This window comes from Litorihabitans aurantiacus (assembly GCF_030161595.1).
In the GTDB taxonomy this organism is placed as follows: Bacteria; Actinomycetota; Actinomycetes; order Actinomycetales; family Beutenbergiaceae; genus Litorihabitans; species Litorihabitans aurantiacus.
This window is the reverse complement of record NZ_BSUM01000001.1, coordinates 2,444,974-2,460,834: the sequence shown is the minus strand read 5'-3', so window position 1 is coordinate 2,460,834 and position 15,861 is coordinate 2,444,974. Positions and strand designations below refer to the sequence as shown.

General features: G+C 72.6%; 14 protein-coding genes and 2 pseudogenes. 10 read left to right on the top strand and 6 right to left on the bottom strand.

Going from position 1 to position 15,861, the window contains the following annotated elements; translation table 11 throughout:
- Positions 1–63: 63 nt before the first annotated feature.
- The 3 genes from QQK22_RS11730 to QQK22_RS11720 form a co-directional block, all read right to left on the bottom strand.
- The gene (locus QQK22_RS11730; protein WP_284251115.1) at positions 64–1,503 is read right to left on the bottom strand and encodes a serine hydrolase; all 1,440 of its coding nucleotides are present in this window, start codon (positions 1,501–1,503) and stop codon (positions 64–66) included.
- Between the two features lie 106 nt (positions 1,504–1,609).
- Positions 1,610–2,260: a potassium channel family protein gene (locus QQK22_RS11725; RefSeq protein ID WP_284252716.1), complete on the bottom strand. Its 651-nt coding sequence runs from the start codon at positions 2,258–2,260 to the stop codon at positions 1,610–1,612.
- A gap of 68 nt (positions 2,261–2,328) precedes the next feature.
- Positions 2,329–3,699 carry a TrkH family potassium uptake protein gene (locus QQK22_RS11720; RefSeq protein WP_284251114.1) on the bottom strand — a complete coding sequence of 457 codons (1,371 nt, stop codon included), beginning with the start codon at positions 3,697–3,699 and terminating at the stop codon, positions 2,329–2,331.
- A gap of 142 nt (positions 3,700–3,841) precedes the next feature.
- Between QQK22_RS11720 and QQK22_RS11715 the strand changes: the two genes are divergently transcribed.
- The 3 genes and pseudogenes from QQK22_RS11715 (at position 3,842) to QQK22_RS11705 (ending at position 6,854) form a co-directional block, all read left to right on the top strand.
- The gene (locus QQK22_RS11715; protein ID WP_284251113.1) at positions 3,842–5,203 is read left to right on the top strand and encodes a GntP family permease; all 1,362 of its coding nucleotides are present in this window, start codon (positions 3,842–3,844) and stop codon (positions 5,201–5,203) included.
- Positions 5,204–5,382: 179 nt separating this feature from the next.
- Positions 5,383–6,297: pseudogene (locus QQK22_RS11710) on the top strand (acetoin utilization protein AcuC); the annotation flags it as partial.
- 458 nt (positions 6,298–6,755) lie between these two features.
- Positions 6,756–6,854, top strand: a complete 99-nt coding sequence (locus tag QQK22_RS11705; RefSeq protein ID WP_003792170.1) for a 30S ribosomal protein bS22 — start codon at positions 6,756–6,758, stop codon at positions 6,852–6,854.
- A 198-nt stretch (positions 6,855–7,052) separates the two neighbouring features.
- Here QQK22_RS11705 and QQK22_RS11700 read toward each other — a convergent pair.
- Both QQK22_RS11700 and QQK22_RS11695 read right to left on the bottom strand, forming a co-directional pair.
- Positions 7,053–8,602 (bottom strand): annotated as a pseudogene (locus QQK22_RS11700) (UDP-N-acetylglucosamine 1-carboxyvinyltransferase).
- An 89-nt stretch (positions 8,603–8,691) separates the two neighbouring features.
- On the bottom strand, positions 8,692–9,513 hold the full coding sequence (locus tag QQK22_RS11695; RefSeq protein WP_284251112.1) for an HAD family hydrolase: 822 nt from the start codon (positions 9,511–9,513) through the stop codon (positions 8,692–8,694).
- 111 nt (positions 9,514–9,624) lie between these two features.
- Between QQK22_RS11695 and QQK22_RS11690 the strand changes: the two genes are divergently transcribed.
- Entirely contained in the window at positions 9,625–9,891 is a 267-nt protein-coding gene (locus tag QQK22_RS11690) for a glutaredoxin family protein (protein WP_284251111.1), read from the top strand.
- Between the two features lie 68 nt (positions 9,892–9,959).
- Here QQK22_RS11690 and QQK22_RS11685 read toward each other — a convergent pair whose 3' ends face one another.
- Positions 9,960–10,490 carry a YceI family protein gene (locus QQK22_RS11685; RefSeq protein WP_284251110.1) on the bottom strand — a complete coding sequence of 177 codons (531 nt, stop codon included), beginning with the start codon at positions 10,488–10,490 and terminating at the stop codon, positions 9,960–9,962.
- Between the two features lie 78 nt (positions 10,491–10,568).
- Here QQK22_RS11685 and QQK22_RS11680 point away from each other — a divergent pair, with 78 nt between their 5' ends.
- From QQK22_RS11680 to ccsB, 6 genes are read left to right on the top strand one after another with little or no spacing between them, the layout of a single operon-like run.
- Complete coding sequence (locus QQK22_RS11680; RefSeq protein WP_284251109.1) at positions 10,569–11,147, top strand: MarR family winged helix-turn-helix transcriptional regulator; 579 nt, start codon at positions 10,569–10,571, stop codon at positions 11,145–11,147.
- A gap of 4 nt (positions 11,148–11,151) precedes the next feature.
- Entirely contained in the window at positions 11,152–11,799 is a 648-nt protein-coding gene (locus tag QQK22_RS11675; protein ID WP_284251107.1) for a histidine phosphatase family protein, read from the top strand.
- Positions 11,792–12,403 (top strand): TlpA family protein disulfide reductase, encoded by a 612-nt coding sequence (locus QQK22_RS11670; protein WP_284251105.1) that lies wholly within the window; start codon positions 11,792–11,794, stop codon positions 12,401–12,403. Before QQK22_RS11675 ends, QQK22_RS11670 begins: the two co-directional genes overlap by 8 nt.
- Before the next feature lie 4 nt (positions 12,404–12,407).
- On the top strand, positions 12,408–13,178 hold the full coding sequence (locus QQK22_RS11665; protein ID WP_284251104.1) for a cytochrome c biogenesis CcdA family protein: 771 nt from the start codon (positions 12,408–12,410) through the stop codon (positions 13,176–13,178).
- A complete protein-coding gene (gene resB, locus QQK22_RS11660; protein ID WP_284251103.1) occupies positions 13,175–14,869 on the top strand; it encodes a cytochrome c biogenesis protein ResB in 1,695 nt (564 codons plus the stop codon). Before QQK22_RS11665 ends, resB begins: the two co-directional genes overlap by 4 nt.
- Positions 14,862–15,839, top strand: coding sequence for a c-type cytochrome biogenesis protein CcsB (gene ccsB, locus QQK22_RS11655; protein ID WP_284251102.1), 978 nt, complete (start codon positions 14,862–14,864; stop codon positions 15,837–15,839). The genes resB and ccsB overlap by 8 nt, the downstream gene beginning before the upstream one ends.
- Positions 15,840–15,861 lie beyond the last annotated feature (22 nt).

The following is a 15,861-nucleotide window of genomic DNA, read 5'->3' as shown; positions in this document are numbered from 1 at the left end:
GTGTGGACGCCCCTGCCCGCTCCCCCGCCGTCTGACCCGCGGCCCGCTCCGGGCCGGGGCGCCTCAGCCCTCGCCGAGCAGCATCGCCGCGGACTGCGCCACGCCGAAGTAGATGCGCGCGTCGGCGGTGTCGGTCTGGCTGTCGCTGCGCGCCTGGACCGTGACCACGTGGTCGCCGTCGGGGCCGGAGTAGTAGTGGCTCAGCGCCACGACACCCATCGAGCTGCCGCCCTTGAAGGCAACCTCGTCGAACGTCTCGGCCACGGCCGGCTCGATGCCCGGGCTGGCCCCGAGGATCGCGGTGAGCGGCTCCCCCGCCGGGGTGTCGGCCTTCTCCTGGAGCGCGAGCTGGGCCGCCACGAGGTCGGCCGGGGTCGCGAACCAGTCGAGCCCGTCCTGCCACACGGTCTCGGCGATCGTGGTCGGGTCGATCCCGGGAGGGCCGGCGGGCAGGGCCTCCAGCACGGCGCGGCGCTCGGTCTCGTCGCCGTCGGCCCACGCCTGGCGCGGCGCCTGGTCGTCGCCCCAGCCCAGGATGAAGAGCTCGCGCGTCGTCAGGAGCGGGGTGTTGAGACCGGGGTCGGACTGACCCATGACGGCCAGCTGAGCCTCGACGGCCTCGCGACCGACGGTCTCGATCAGCAGGTCGGTCGCGGTGTTGTCGCTGATCGCGATCATGGCCTCGGCGGCCTCCTGCACGGTCACCTGCGTGCCGGCCGGCTCGTTCTGGAGCTCGCCGCTCGGCATGCTCTTGACGTCCTCGGTCAGGGTGAGCGGGGTGTCCCACGTCAGCGTGCCGGCGGCGACGGCGTCGGTCACCGCGCCCAGCACGTACAGCTTGAACACGGAGCCGATCGGGAACGCGCCGTCATCCCCGGCGCGGAACACCTCCTCCGGGTTCGCCGGATCGGTGACGTCGGTGACGACCAGGGTGGTCTCGGCGGGCAGCGCCTCGACGTCGTCCGTCAGCTCGTCCCACGAGGCCGCGGCCTCGAACTCGAACGGCTCCTGGAAGAACAGCTGCTCGATGAGGCCGTCCTCGGCCAGCGAGATCGAGAGCTCGAGGACCGCGCCCGCCGAGTCCCGCAGCGTCACGACGGCGGCGGCGTCGTCGCCCTCGTACCCGATCGGCTCCCACGGGCCGGTGGTCGCGAACCCGGTGAACGCCTGCACGAGGGCGGCGCCGCCCGTGCTCTCGCGCACCGCGGGGGCCAGGCGGGCGTCGGCGTCGGCCGCGTCGATCGCGGCGCCCGGGACGAGCGACGCGATGGTCCACGTCACCTGCTCGCCGACCGGGGTGTCCGGGATCTCGACGACGGGGGCGTCCGCCGTGCCGTCGGTGGCGTCCTCGCTCGCCTCCGTCGCAGAGGCCGAGGTCGGCGCCCCGGTCTCCTCGGGTCCCTCGGTGTCGTCGCCCCCGGTCGAGCAGGCGCCCAGCACGAGGGCGAGTCCGGCGATCAGGGCGGGAGCGCGGTGTCGCATCGTCATCGTGGTCGTCGTCATGCCTCCACTCCACCACCCGGCGCCCTCGGGCGCCTCCACCGGGTGGGGGAAACCGCGCCGGGACGACCTCGACCTCGCGGGGGAGGGCGGACGGGGCCGGCGGGCGTCAGGGCCGCGCCGCGAACCGCTCCAGCAGCGCGTTCTCGCCCGAGACGATGAGGAGGTCCTCGGCGTCGATGCGCGTGTCGTCCACCGCGTACTGGAACGGGACGCCCGGCGCCTTGACTCCGATCACCGTGACGCCGTGGCGCTTGCGGATCTGGGCCTGGCCGATCGTGAACCCGTGCAGCTCCTGCGGCGGGCGCATCTTGACGATCGTGAAGCCGTCCTCCATCTCGATGTAGTCGAGCATCTTGCCCGAGACGAGGTGCGCGACGCGCTGCCCGGCGTCGTACTCCGGGTAGACCACGTGGTGCGCGCCGATGCGCTCGAGGATGCGGCCGTGCTCGGCGGAGATGGCCTTCGCCCAGATCTGCGGGACCCCGAGGTCCACGAGGTTGCCCGTGATCAGCACGCTCGCCTCGAGCTGGGTGCCGACGCCGACCACCACCGTGTGGAACTCGCGCGCCCCGAGCTGCTCGAGCGCCTCCGGGTTGGTCGCATCGGCCTCCACCAGCGGGATGCGCCCGGACCAGGTGCGGATGAGGTCGGGATCGCGCTCGACCCCGAGCACGCGGCGGTCGAGCTGGTCGAGCGTGGTCGCGAGCGCGGCGCCGAAGCGGCCGAGCCCGATCACGAGGACGGCGGTGCGGTCCACCTCGGGTCGGCGCTCGCGGCGCTCGCGCGCGGCGCGCGCGTCGTTGCGGGAGCTCTCAAGCACGGTTCTCAACCAATGATCGGCCTTTCCTCGGGGAGGCGGACCACCCGGCGCCGGCTGCGCAGGGCGAGGGCGGCGGCCAGCGTCATGGTGCCGGTGCGGCCGAAGAACATGAGGGCGACGAGCACGAGCTGCGCGCCGTCGGGAAGATCGGCGGTGATGCCGGTGGACAGCCCGCACGTGGCGAACGCCGAGATCACCTCGAACAGGATGACGTCGAGGGTCAGGTCGGTCATCGTGAGCAGGAGCAGCGTCGCGACGCCGACGAGGGTCGCGCCGATGAACGACACCGCGACCGCCAGCCGCAGGACCGTGGGGTCGATGCGCCGTCGGAACACGTCCACGTCGCGGTCGCCGCGCGACTCCGCGACGATCGCGAGGAGCATGACGGCGAGCGTCGTGACCTTGATGCCGCCCGCCGTCGAGGCGCTGCCGCCCCCGACGAACATCAGCGCGTCGGTGAGGAACCACGTGGCCTCGCGCATCTCCCCGACGTCGACCGTGGAGAACCCGCTCGAGCGCGGCGTCATCCCGGCCACGAGCGAGGCGAGGATGCGGTCGGCCACCGGCAGCGCGCCGAACGTGCGCTCGTTGAACCACTCGAACGCGCCGATCATGACCGTCCCCACCACGACGAGCACACCGCTCGTGGCCAGGGTCAGCTTGGTGTGCAGCGCGACGCGCCGCAGCTGGCGGCGGTGGATCCACACGTTGAGGATCACGGGGAAGCCGATGGCGCCGACGAACGTGCCCACCACGATCGGCAGGCACATCCACCAGTCACCCACGTAGGGCGCGAGGCCCTCCGGCATGATGACGAAACCGGCGTTGTTGAAGATCGAGATCGAGAGGAAGATCGCCTCCCACGCCGAGCGGCCCACGCCGTCGCCCAGCGTGAGGAACCGGGGGAAGAGCACCAGCGCGAGGGCGACCTCCAGCGTCACCGACGCGACGATGACGGCGCGGATCAGGCCACCGACCTCGCCCAGCCGGGTCGTCTTCGTCTCGCTGGCCGTCAGCAGTCGCTGCGTGAGGCCGATCCGCCGTGAGACGGCGAGCCCGAGGATCGAGGCCAGCGTCATCACGCCGAGCCCGCCGATCTTGATCGCGACGGCGATGACCACCTGGCCGTACCCGGACCAGTAGGTCGCGGTGTCGACCGTGGTCAGACCCGTGACGCAGACGGCCGAGGTGGCCGTGAAGAGCGCGTCCACGAAGGTGGGCCGCTCGCCCGAGGTCGTCGCGGCTGGCTGCCAGAGCAGGAGGGTGACGACGGCGATCACCGAGGCGAAGACGGTGACGGCGAGCCGGGCGGGGGAGCGGCGGGCGACGCGGTCGACGACGTCGCGCGCGGCGCTCAGCGGTGCCGGGATCTCCACCCCACGCCCTCCAGCCGATCGTGCTCCGGTGGCAGGCCAGGACGCGCTGCCGGGGCAACACTAGGCGCGCGGGGGCCGACGCGGCGCCACGCAGGGCCACCCGACGTGGTAGACCGGAGCCCGAGCGAAAGGGGTGGGCGACATGGAGGTCGTGCACACGGGGATAGCGATCGTGCTGGTGATCGGGCTGATCATCGGCCTCAAGGTCGATCCGGTGATCTCGCTGGTGACGGCGTGCCTGTACCTGGGGCTGGCCACCGGCGTCGGCCTGGGCGGCACCGTCGAGGCCGTGACGGTCGGGTTCGGCGACATCATGGCGAAGGTCGGCCTGCTGATCGGCTTCGGCGTGCTCATCGGGGCGTTGCTGCACTCGTTGGGGACGTTCCGCAAGCTGGTCAGGGTGCTGCTCGGGCTCGTGGGTGCGCGGCGGCTGCCGTACGCGCTCACCGGCGCGATGGCGACGATCTTCCCGTCCATCTACGTCGACGTGCAGGTGGTGCTGGCCGCACCGATCGCGCGCTCGTCGGCCCCGCACGTCGACGCCCGGGGCCGTGGGCTCGCGCACCTGGCCGGTGCGATCGGCACGGGCATCTTCGCCGGCTACGTCTTCGTGATCCCCGGCCTTGCGGCCGTCTCGATCGCCGGCCTGCTGGACGTGCCGCTCGGCACCTGGCTGCTGTACGGCATCGTCATCGGCCCGGTGACGGCGCTCGTCACCACCTTCCTCTTCGGGCTCCTCGCCCGCGGGCGGTACTGGAACCCGGCCCTCGACGAGGTCGAGCCGATCCCGACGGCGGAGGTCGCGGCCGCCGGGGACAACCGCTGGTACGTCGAGCGCGGGGAGGTCGCCCCCGGCGCCGTGGGGCGGGGCACCGTGGGGACCGGCCCGTCGGAGGAGGACGCCAAGGACGACGTCGACGTCCCTCTCGCCGTGTCGTTGCTGCCGATCCTCGTGCCGCTCGTGCTCATCGCGCTCGGGGCCTTCGCCGGCCTGTTCGGCTTCTCGAACGCCCTCATCGACTTCCTCGGCGACGCCAACATCGCCCTGTTCATCGGGCTGATCGGCGCCTACGTCCTCGTGATCGCCGCCACCGGCCGCGAGGGGGCGACCGAGGTGCTGTCCTCCGGCTTCCGGACCACGGGCGAGATCCTGCTCGTGACGGGCGTGGGTGGGTCGCTCGGTGCAGTCATCGAGGCGAGCGGCATGGGCGAGGTGCTGGCGGGTGTGTTCCAGGCCAGCGCGGGCGCCGCCGTCGTCACCAGCATCCTGCTGGCGTGGTTGATCGCGGCCGTGCTGCACCTCGCGATCGGATCGGTGTCGGTCGCGGCGATCGCCGCCGCCGGCATCATCGCGCCCGTCCTCGGCTCGATCGACGTGGCCCCGCTCGCGATCGGGCTCGCGATCGCGTCCGGCTCGATGTTCGCCCTCACCGTGAACAGCAACTTCTTCTGGATGTTCAAGTCGCTGCTGAACCTCACCACCCGGGGGCGCTCAAGTCCATGACGGTGGTCACGAGCATCGCCTCCGTGGTCTCGCTGCCGCTGGTGCTCGTGGTGGCGCTCGTCGCGTGACCCCGACCCCGTGAGAGCGCTCGTGGCCCCCGCACGGGGTTCGCGCGCCTAGGCTGCACCCGTGGCGATCGGTCGTGGTGATCGGTTCACGACCGACGGCGGAGAGGCAGCATGACGCGCCGAGACGGCACCGAGGGCACGTCCGCGACGACGTTCGTCTGGTCCGACGACCTCACCCGGTACGACTTCGGCCCGGGTCACCCCATGGCGCCGCTGCGGCTCTCCCTGACCCGTGACCTGGTGCGGAGCCTGGAGCTGCCCGGTGTGGTGGAGCTCGCCGTGGCCGACGTCGACGACGACGTGCTCACCGACGTGCACACGCCCGCGCTGGTGGCGGCCGTGCGCGCCGCCGCGCGCGGTGAGGCCTCCGAGGCGTTCGGTCTGGGCACCGAGGAGAACCCGGTCTTCCCCGACATCCACGACTCGGCGCTGCGCATCGTGGGCTCGACGCTCACCGCGGCGCGCGCCGTGTGGACCCCTCCCGCGCCGCACGCGGTACCGCACGCCGTCTCGATCGCGGGCGGGATGCACCACGCGATGCCCGATCGCGCGTCGGGCTTCTGCGTGTACAACGACGTCGCGATCGCGATCCGCTGGCTGCTCGCCAACGGCGCCCGGCGGGTCGCCTACGTCGACCTGGACGCGCACCACGGCGACGGCGTCGAGCGCGTCTTCTGGAACGACCCCCGCGTCCTGACGATCTCGGTGCACGAGTCCGGCTCGTCGCTGTTCCCGGGGACCGGGTTCGCGAGCGACGTCGGCGGCCCGGACGCGATCGGCAGCGCCGTCAACCTCCCGCTGCCCGCGCGGACCCGCGGGCCGGCCTGGCTGCGCGCGGTCGAAGCGGTCGTCCCGCCGCTCGTGGCGGAGTTCGCGCCCGACGTCCTGGTGACGCAGCACGGGGCGGACTCCCACGGCAACGACCAGCTGACGAACCTGCGCGTCAGCGTGGACCACCAGCTCGCCGCGGCCCGGCTGATGCGCGACCTCGCGCGGCAGCACGCGGGCGACCGCTGGCTCGCGACCGGGGGCGGTGGCTACACGGTGGTCGAGGTGGTGCCCCGGGTCTGGGCCGGTCTGACCGCGATCAGCGCGGGCGGCGACGTCGCCCCCGACGGCGCGCTCCCCACGTCCTGGACCCGCCGCGTCCAGGAGGGGCTGCGGCTCCCGGCGCCCGAGACGTGGGGCGACGGCGAGCCGGGGAACCCGGCCACTTCGTGCCGTTCGTCGACGGCTTCGACCCGGGCGACGCCGTCGACCGCGCGATCCTGGCGACGCGGAACGCCGCGTTCCCGCCCAACGGGATCGACCCCGCGTACTGAGGGCGCGGGGTGCGGCCCGGCGGTGACGGGCGCGCGGCCGGGAATCGCGCCACGACGCGCTAGACTGTCCGGGATTCAGCGCCCGTGGCGCGACGATCGTGGTCCTGGCCGTGCCGGACGCCGGCTCGCCGCGGGACTCCAGACGACATTTGTGAGGTCCCCATGGGTTCCGTCATCAAGAAGCGCCGCAAGCGGATGGCCAAGAAGAAGCACCGCAAGCTGCTGCGCAAGACGCGTCACCAGCGCCGCAACAAGAAGTGACCGCCGCGGCGTGAGCCGCAGCGCAGCGAAGGCCGCCACCCCTCGGGGTGGCGGCCTTCGTCGTCCCTGCAGACCCCTTCGCGAGAGCTTTGCAGACCCCTTCGCGAGAGCTTTGCGGACCCTCGCCGAGAGGATTGCGGACCCTCGCCGAGAGGATTGCGGCAATCCTCTCGGCGAGGGTCCGCAATCCTCGCGGCGTCAGTCGCGGAAGGTCTCGATCTGCGCGCCGAGCTCGATGAGGCGGTCGGCGAGCTGCTCGTAGCCGCGCGCGATGATGTCGACGCCGCGCAGCACGCTCGTGCCCTTGGCCGCCATCATCCCCAGCAGGATCACGACGGCGGGGCGCAGCGCCGGCGGGCAGCTGATCTCCGCGCCGGACCAGTGGGTCGGGCCGCTGACGTCGAGGCGGTGCGGGTCCAGCAGTCGCACGTCGGCGCCCAGGCGCGTGAGGTCCGTGAGGTGGATGGCGCGGTTGTCGTAGACCCAGTCGTGGATCGTGGTCTGCCCGCTCGCACACGCCGCGATGACCGCGAAGAACGGCAGGTTGTCGATGTTCAGGCCCGGGAACGGCATCGGGTGGATCTTGTCGATCGGGGCCCGCAGCTCGCTCGGGAAGACCGTGACGTCCACGAGGCGCGTGCGGCCGTTGAGCGCCGTGTACTCGGGCGTGAGCGCGTAGCGCAGGCCCATCTCGCTCAGCGTCGCGAGCTCGATCTCCATGAACTCGATCGGCACGCGCGACACCGTGATCTCGGAGTCGGTGACGATGCCGGCGGTCAGGAGGCTCATGGCCTCGACCGGGTCCTCCGAGACGGCGTACTCGACGTCGGCGTCGATCCGGGCCTTCCCCGGATCGTCAGCGTGGTCGAGCCGATGCCCTCGATCTCCACCCCGAGCAGCTCGAGGTAGAAGCACAGGTCCTGGACCATGTAGTTCGGCGAGGCGTTGCGGATGACGGTGACGCCGTCGCGGCCGGCGGCGGCCATGATCGCGTTCTCCGTCACGGTGTCGCCGCGCTCGGTCAGCACGACGGCGAGCTGCTCGCCCGTGTCCGGCGTGGCGGTCGCGTGGTACGCGCCCTGGTTCGCCACGACGTCGAGCCCGAAGGGGCGCAGGGCGATCATGTGGGGCTCGACCGTGCGGGTCCCGAGGTTGCAGCCACCCGCGTAGGGCAGGTCGAAGCTGGACTCCTGGCCGAGCAGCGGGCCGAAGAACATGATGATGCTGCGGGTGCGCTTGGCGGCGTCGTCGTCGATCGTGGTGAGGTCGAGCTGCTCGGGGCGCACGATCTCGAGGTCGTGACCGTCCGGGGACCAGGTGACCTGGACACCGATGGACTGCAGCACCGCGACGATGCGGTCCACCTCGACGATGCGGGCCACGCCGCGCAGCACCGTGCGGCCGCGGTTGAGCAGCGACGCGCACAGGAGCGCGACGGCGGCGTTCTTCGAGGAGTTGACGGTGATCGTCCCGGACAGGGTCTGACCGCCGGTCACCCGCAGGTGGGTCGGACGCGGCGAGCCGTTCGCGATCGGGAGGAGATCGGCGTCGAGCGCGGCGTTGATCCGCGCGAGCATGTCGACCGACAGGTTCTGGCTGCCCTGCTCGATCCGCGCGATGGCGGACTGGGAGGTGCTGAGGCGTTCGGCGAGCTGAGCCTGCGTCAGGCCCATGTTCTGGCGGGCGCCGCGGATCAGGGTGCCGATGGCCGCGAGCGGGGTGGTGGCGTCCTCGAGCGTGGTGGTCATGGTGGTGAGCGTATCCCTTCCCTGAGATAATTCCAGGCTGGAAGGCGCGCCATCGGTGTGTCGTGCGCCTCCTTCATGCGCGTCGTGATCTACGGCGTGCCGGACGAGGCGTGCCGCAGGAGGCGCCGGAGCAGCACCACGGCGCCCCAGAGGCCGGCTCCGGCGCCCGCGACGACAGCTCCCTGGGCGAGGCCGGGGCGGCGTCGCCGGAAGTCGCGGACGGGCCAGTCGGACTCGAGCGCGTGCAGGCGCAGGTGCGGGTCGGGGTTGATCGCGCACGGGTGCCCGACGGTCCCGAGCATCTCCAGGTCGTTGGCCGAGTCGCCGTAGGCGGCGCAGTCGGCGAGGTCCGCGCCGGCGCGCTCGGCCAGCTGGCGCACGGCCTCGGCCTTGCGCGAGCCGTGCATGAGGTCGCCGACGAGCTCGCCGGTGTAGACGCCGTCGACCGTCTGCGCGACCGTGGCGACGGCGCCGGTCGCCCCCAGGCGCCGCGCCATCAGGTCGCCGATCTCCCGCGGAGTGGCGGTGACCAGCCAGACCTCGTGCCCGAGATCCAGGTGGGCGCGGATCAGGGCGCGCGCGCCCGGGAAGATGCGGCTGTCGAGGACCTGCTCGTAGACCTCCTCGCCGACGTCGACGATCTCGGCCTCGGTCCGGCCACGGATGACGCCGAGCGCGCGGGAGCGGATGGCCGCCACGCGTTCGCGACTCTCGCCGCGCAGGAAGAACTGGGCGGCCTGCCACGCGAACCAGGCGATGTCGCGGCGTCGGAAGAAGCGGCGACGGTAGAGCTCCTTGGCGAGGTGGAAGCCGCTCGCGCCGCGCACGATCGTGTTGTCGACGTCGAAGAACGCGCACGCCGGGCGCGTGCCACCGGGGGCGAGTGCGGGCAGGCCGTCGAGGGCATCCATCGCGGCCACCCTACGCGCCGGGAGAGGTGCGCCGCCGGGTGGCGGCGAGGGGGGGGGAGGACTGCTCACCGGGCGGTCACCGGACCTTCACGTCTCGCCTACCGTGAGGGCATGGACGACGACGGCAGCGGCGGCGGAGGCGACGTGCGCCTGATCCTGGTGGAGCGCCTCGGCTGCCACCTGTGTCAGGACGCGCACCGGGTGCTGGACGCCGTGACGGAGCGGACGGGGCACGCGTGGGTGAGTGTCGACGTCGACGCCTCGCCCGAGTTGCAGGAGCAGTTCGGCGAGCTCGTGCCGGTGGCCCTGGTGGACGGGCGGCCGCAGGGTCACTGGCGGCTCGACGCGAGTGTGATCGCGGCGGCGCTCGGCGCCTGAGCGCGACCGGAAGCGGCGAGGGCGGGTGACGGCGTCGCCGTCACCCGCCCTCGCGGTGCGTCAGGTGCTCAGGCCTTGGTGGCCGAGATCTCGAGGAAGATCTTCACCTTGTCGCCGAGCAGGAAGCCGCCGGCCTCGAGCGGGGCGTTCCACGTGATGCCGAAGTCCTCGCGCGCGATCTCGGTGGTCCCGGAGAAGCCGACGCGCGTGACGCCGTAGGCGTCGACGTTGGTGCCGTTGTACTCGACGTCGATCTCGACCGGCTTCGTCGTGCCGTTGATCGTCAGCTCGCCGGCGAGCGTGAACTCGTCCTGGGCGCCGGTGATCGAGGTGGAGGTGAAGGACCACTGCGGCTGGGCCTCGACCGAGAAGAAGTCGGAGGACTGCAGGTGCCCGTCGCGCTGGGCGTTGCCGGTGTCGACGCTGCTGGCCTCGATGACGGCCGAGGCGCGCGAGGCGGCGAGGTCCTCGGCGACGACGATCTCGCCCGTGAACTCGGTGAAGCGACCCCGGACCTTGGCGATGCCGGCGTGGCGGATGGAGAAGGCGACCTCGGAGTGCGAGGCGTCGATGGCGTAGATGGCGGCGGGGATGCTCATGGTGGTCCGATCGCTCGAGGGTGGTTGAACACTCAACTACTACCACGCATCGCTTGTCCCTACAAGTAAGATGGGCCGATGACCACCGCTGACGAGTACCCGCGACCGACGGCGCGGCCTGATCCGTGCGCCGTCGACGTGCGCTGGCTCGACGCGGGCCAGCAACGCGACTGGCGCGCCGCCGTCGTCGGCATGACGCACCTGCTCTCGCGGCTCACGCGAGACCTCGAGGCCGGCACGGGGCTGTCGATGCCCGAGTACGAGCTGCTGGTCCGGTTGAGCGAGGCGCCGCAGCGCCGGGTGCGGATGGCCGAGCTCGCCGTGAGCGTGGCGCACTCTCGCAGCCGGGTGACGCACGCCGTCGCGCGGCTCGAGCGCTCGGGGCTCGTGCGCCGCGAGCCCGACGGCGTGGACCGCCGCGGGGTGGTCGCCGTGATGACGGAGGCGGGCTTCGCGCGGCTCGAGGCGGCCGCTCCGGTCCACGTCGCGTCCGTGCGCGCGCGCCTGGTGGACGTGCTCGATCGCGAGCAGCTCGCCCACCTGGGGGAGGCGATGCGCACCGTGCTGCGGGCCGAGGGGGTGCCCGAGCGGCCGCCCGAGGTGTTGCCCGACTCACACGCGCACGGGGAGCCCTCCCAGGAAGGTTTGCGAGACTAGGGGCATGTCCCGCACCACGGTCCACCTGCTCCGGCACGGCGAGGTCGAGAACCCGGACAAGATCCTCTACGGCCGCCTGCCGGGCTACGTCCTGTCCGAGCGCGGGCACGCGATGGCGGCGATGGTCGCGCAGGCGTTCGTCGCCGGTCGCGACGACGTCACGCACCTCGTCTCCTCGCCGCTCGAGCGCGCGCGCCAGACGGCGCAGCCGCTCGCGGACGCGCTCGGCCTGGACGTCGTGATCGACCCGCGGATCATCGAGGCGGAGAACGCGCTCGAGGGTCGGCCGGTCGCCGGGGGCGGCTGGCGGAACCTGCTCACGCCGGACTCGCTGCGCCACCTCTACAACCCCCTGCGCCCGTCGTGGGGCGAGCCCTTCACGCAGCAGCGGGACCGGATGTTCGCCGCGATCGCCACCGCGCGCCGGGCGGCGCAGGGCCACGAGGCCGTGCTCGTCTCGCACCAGTCGCCGATCTGGGCGGTGCGCCGCGCGCTGCAGGGTCGACCGCTCTGGCACGACCCGCGCACCCGCGAGTGCAGCCTCGCCTCGGTCACGTCCCTCACCTTCGAGGGGGCGACCCTGGTGGCCCACAGCTACAGCGAGCCCGCGGCCGCGCTGCTGCCGGGTGCCTCGGCGGTGGCCGGTGCCTGAGGCCCGCACGACCGCCCGCACGTCAGCCCGACGCGCGCTCGCCGCCCTCGCCGCGGGTGCGGCGGCACTCGCGCTCGTCGCGTGCTCGCCCGGTGACGACGGCGGCGACCCGACGGTCGTCGACCCTGGCTACCAGGAGGGCACCGGCGCGTTCACGACCTGGTCGCCCGCCGAGCGGACGGACGCGCCGCAGATCGCCGGGGTCGACTTCGACGGCAACGCGATCGACCTCGCGGACTGGCGCGGCGACGTCGTCGTCCTCAACTTCTGGTACGCCGCCTGCCCGCCCTGCCGCGCCGAGGCACCCGACCTCGTCTCGATCGCGGACACCTACGCGGGCGACGGCGTGCGGCTCCTCGGCGTCAACGGCACGGACGACGCCGCGACGGCGAACGCGTTCAAGCAGACCTACGGCATCACCTTCCCGAGCCTGGACGACGGCGACGCGACCGCCGTGGCCGCGCTCGAGGGCCTCGTGCCGCTGCGCGCGATGCCGACGACGGTCGTGCTCGACACCGAGGGTCGACCGGCCGCGCGCATTGTCGGCCTGGCGACCGAGACGACGCTCGCGGGCCTGATCGACGACGTGCTGGCCGAGGGCTGACCGCGTGGATCTCGCCTCCCTCGCGCAGACCTTCCAGGAGACCGTCCTCTCGGGTCCGCTGCTGCTCGCGCTCCCCGTCGCGCTGATCGCCGGGTTCGTCTCCTTCGCCTCACCCTGCGTGCTGCCCCTCGTACCCGGGTACCTCGGCTACCTGGGCGGGATGACCGGCGCCGACCTCGCGGAGACGTCGGGCCGGCAGCGGGGTCGCCTGCTCGCGGGCGTGCTGCTGTTCATCGCGGGGTTCTCGGTGGTGTTCGTCGGGCTGGGCCTCGTGTTCGTCACGGTGGGGGCGCGGCTCCAGCCGCACATGGACGTGGTGCTGCGCGTGCTGGGGGTCGTGGTCGTGCTCATGGGCCTCTCGTTCGCGGGCTGGCTGCCGTTCTTCCAGCGCGAGCGCCGGCTCCACCTCGCGCCGCGGGCCTCGCTCGCGGGCGCGGGCCTGCTCGGCGTGACCTTCGGCTTCGGGTGGGCGCCGTGCATCGGCCCCACGCTCGCGGCCATCCTGACGCTCTCCCTGCCGACCGAGTCACCAGCGCGCGGGGGCCTGCTGGCGCTGGTCTACTGCCTCGGTCTCGGCGTGCCGTTCCTCGTGATCGCGCTCGCGTTCCGGCGCTCGGCCCGCTCGGTCGGGTTCCTCAAGCGTCACCGCGTCGCGATCATGCGGTTCGGCGGTGTCATGCTGATCCTGCTGGGCCTGGCGCTCGTCACCGGGGTCTGGCAGCACCTGTCGCAGCTGCTCCAGGGCTGGGTCGCGCAGTACGGGACGATCCTTTGAGAGCCGGGTACCGGCCCGAGGGGCTCGTGGGGGACGAGCCCGAGCGCGGTTCCGGCCCTGCGCAGAACGCCGCGCCCGGACCGACCCCGACCCCGGCGCGCTTCGGCCCGATCGCGTGGCTGCGCTGGACGTGGCGGCAGCTGACCTCCATGCGGGTGGCGCTGCTGCTCCTGCTGCTGCTCGCCGTCGTCGCCCTGCCCGGCACGTTCTTCCCGCAGCGCCCGCAGGATCCTGCGCGCGTGGCGCAGTACTACGTCGACAACCCGTCGCTCGCGCCGGTGCTGGAGCGCTGGGGCCTGTTCGACGTCTTCTCCTCGCCGTGGTTCTCGGCGGTCTACCTGCTGCTGTTCGTCAGCCTGGTCGGCTGCATCGTGCCGCGCTCGCTCGACCACGTCCGGGCCCTGCGCCGTCCGCCGCCCGCGGCGCCGCGGCGGTTCACGCGGTTCCCGGTGCGGGACGCGTTCGCCTCCGGGCTCGGGCGCGAGGAGGCCGTCACCTCCGCCGTGCGGGCGCTCAAGGGCTACCGCCTGCGGCGGACCGAGAGTGCCGACGGCGCCGTCACCACCCTGTCGGGCGAGCGCGGCTACACGCGCGAGACCGGCAACATCGTCTTCCACCTCTCGCTGGTGGGCCTGCTGGTCGCCGTCGGCTACGGCTCGTTCGTGCACTACCGCGGTCAGGTGCTCGTGGTCGAGGGGGACACGTTCGCCAACTCGCAGGTGGTCTACGACTCCTTCGAGTCGGGCCCGTGGTTCGACGAGTCCGGGCTCGACGCGTTCCGCATGCGGCTCGACGGCTTCTCCTCGGAGTTCGATGAGGTCTCCGGCCAGGCCGCGGACTTCCGCGCCGACGTCACGCTGACCGAGCCGGGCGCCGACCCCCGCCCCGAGTCCATCCGCGTCAACCACCCGCTGCGCACGGGTGGGGCGAGCGTCTACCTCATGGGCAACGGGTTCGCGCCCGACGTCACGGTGACCGACGCCGGCGGCGACGTCGCCTTCTCGGGGCCCGTCCCGTTCGTCGTCGTCGACCAGCAGATGTACGACTCCCGCGGCGTGATCAAGGTCCCCGACACCCAGACGGGTGACCAGATCGGGCTCAGCGGGGTGTTCCTGCCGACGGCGGTCGTGGACCCCGCGAGCGACACCGCCTTCTCCATCTCGCCCGAGCCGACCGAGCCGCTCCTCGTGCTCGACGTCTGGTACGGCAACCTCGGCCTCGACGACGGCGTGCCCCAGAACGTGTACCAGCTCGACACGCAGGCCATGCGCCAGGTGACCGAGCCCGGTCCCGACGGCGAGGACGTCCCCGTGCGCGTCGTCGTCGCCCCCGGGCAGACCGTCGACCTGCCGGACGGCCTCGGGACGCTGACGTTCAACGACCTCCCGCGCTACGTCGGCCTCGACCTGCGCTACGACCCCACGCTGCCGTTCGTGCTGACGTTCTCGCTGCTGGCGCTCGCCGGGCTCTCGGCCTCCCTGTTCCTCCCGCGCAGGCGCGTGTTCGTGCGCATCGGCCGGGACGACGGCGGTCGTACAGTGGTCACTGCCGCCGCGCTCGCCCGCGGCGACGACCCCGGGCTCGCTCGCGAGCTCACCCGCGTGCTCGACCCCCTGCGCCCCCCGGTGGCCGAGGGCCCCCGCCCGCACGACAGCACCCCGCAGGACGACGAAGGAGCCCGACGTGGCTGAGCTCGGACAGGTCAGTCTGTACCTCGTGACGGCGGCCATGACGGCCTACCTCATCGCGACGATCGCCTTCGCCGTCGACTTCTCCCGGCTCGCGGCCGACCGCCCGAAGCGGGCGAGGACCGTGCGTGCGCGCGAGCTCGTGTCGGCCGGGGTGACCGACGCGCCGTCGGTCGACGTCGCACCGACCGGCGCGACGGACGCGGTCGACGACGGCGCCCCCGCGGTCCGCGGCCGCGCCGTCGGCATCGCGATGTCGACCTTCACCCTGGGGGCGTTCCTGCTCGTGGCCGGCGCGGCCACACGCGGCATCGCCGCCGGTCGCGTGCCCTGGGCGAACATGTACGAGTTCACGGTCGCCTCGATCGTCGTGTCCTCGGCGCTCTTCCTCGGCATCAACCGCCGGCGCGACGTCCGCTTCCTGGGGACGTTCGTCTCGCTCGTGGCGGTGCTCGGGCTCTTCCTGGCGCTCGCCGTCCTCTACACCGAGCCGAACGCCGTCCAGCCCGCGCTGCAGAGCTACTGGCTCGTGATCCACGTGGCGATCGCGACGTCGTCGATGGGCGTCTTCGGCGTCGCCGCCGTCGTGTCCGGCCTGCAGCTCGCGAAGGAGCGCACGCTCGCGCGAGGCACGTCCGGTCGCATCATGCAGTCCCTGCCGACCGCCGCGGACCTCGAGCGCCTCGCGTTCCGCATCAACGCCGTCGGCTTCGTGCTGTGGACGTTCGTGCTGATCTCGGGCGCGATCTGGGCCGAGCACGCGTGGGGTCGCTACTGGGGCTGGGACGCGAAGGAGACCTGGTCCTTCATCATCTGGGTCGTCTACGCCGCCTACCTGCACGCGCGCTCGACGCGGGGTTGGGAGGGCCGGCGGGCCGCCTGGTTCTCGGTGGCCGGGTTCGCCTCGATCCTCATCAACTACTACGTGGTCAACCTGTTCGTGAACTCGCTCCACAGCTACTCGGGCGTCTGACCCGGGTCACTGGGGCCGAGCA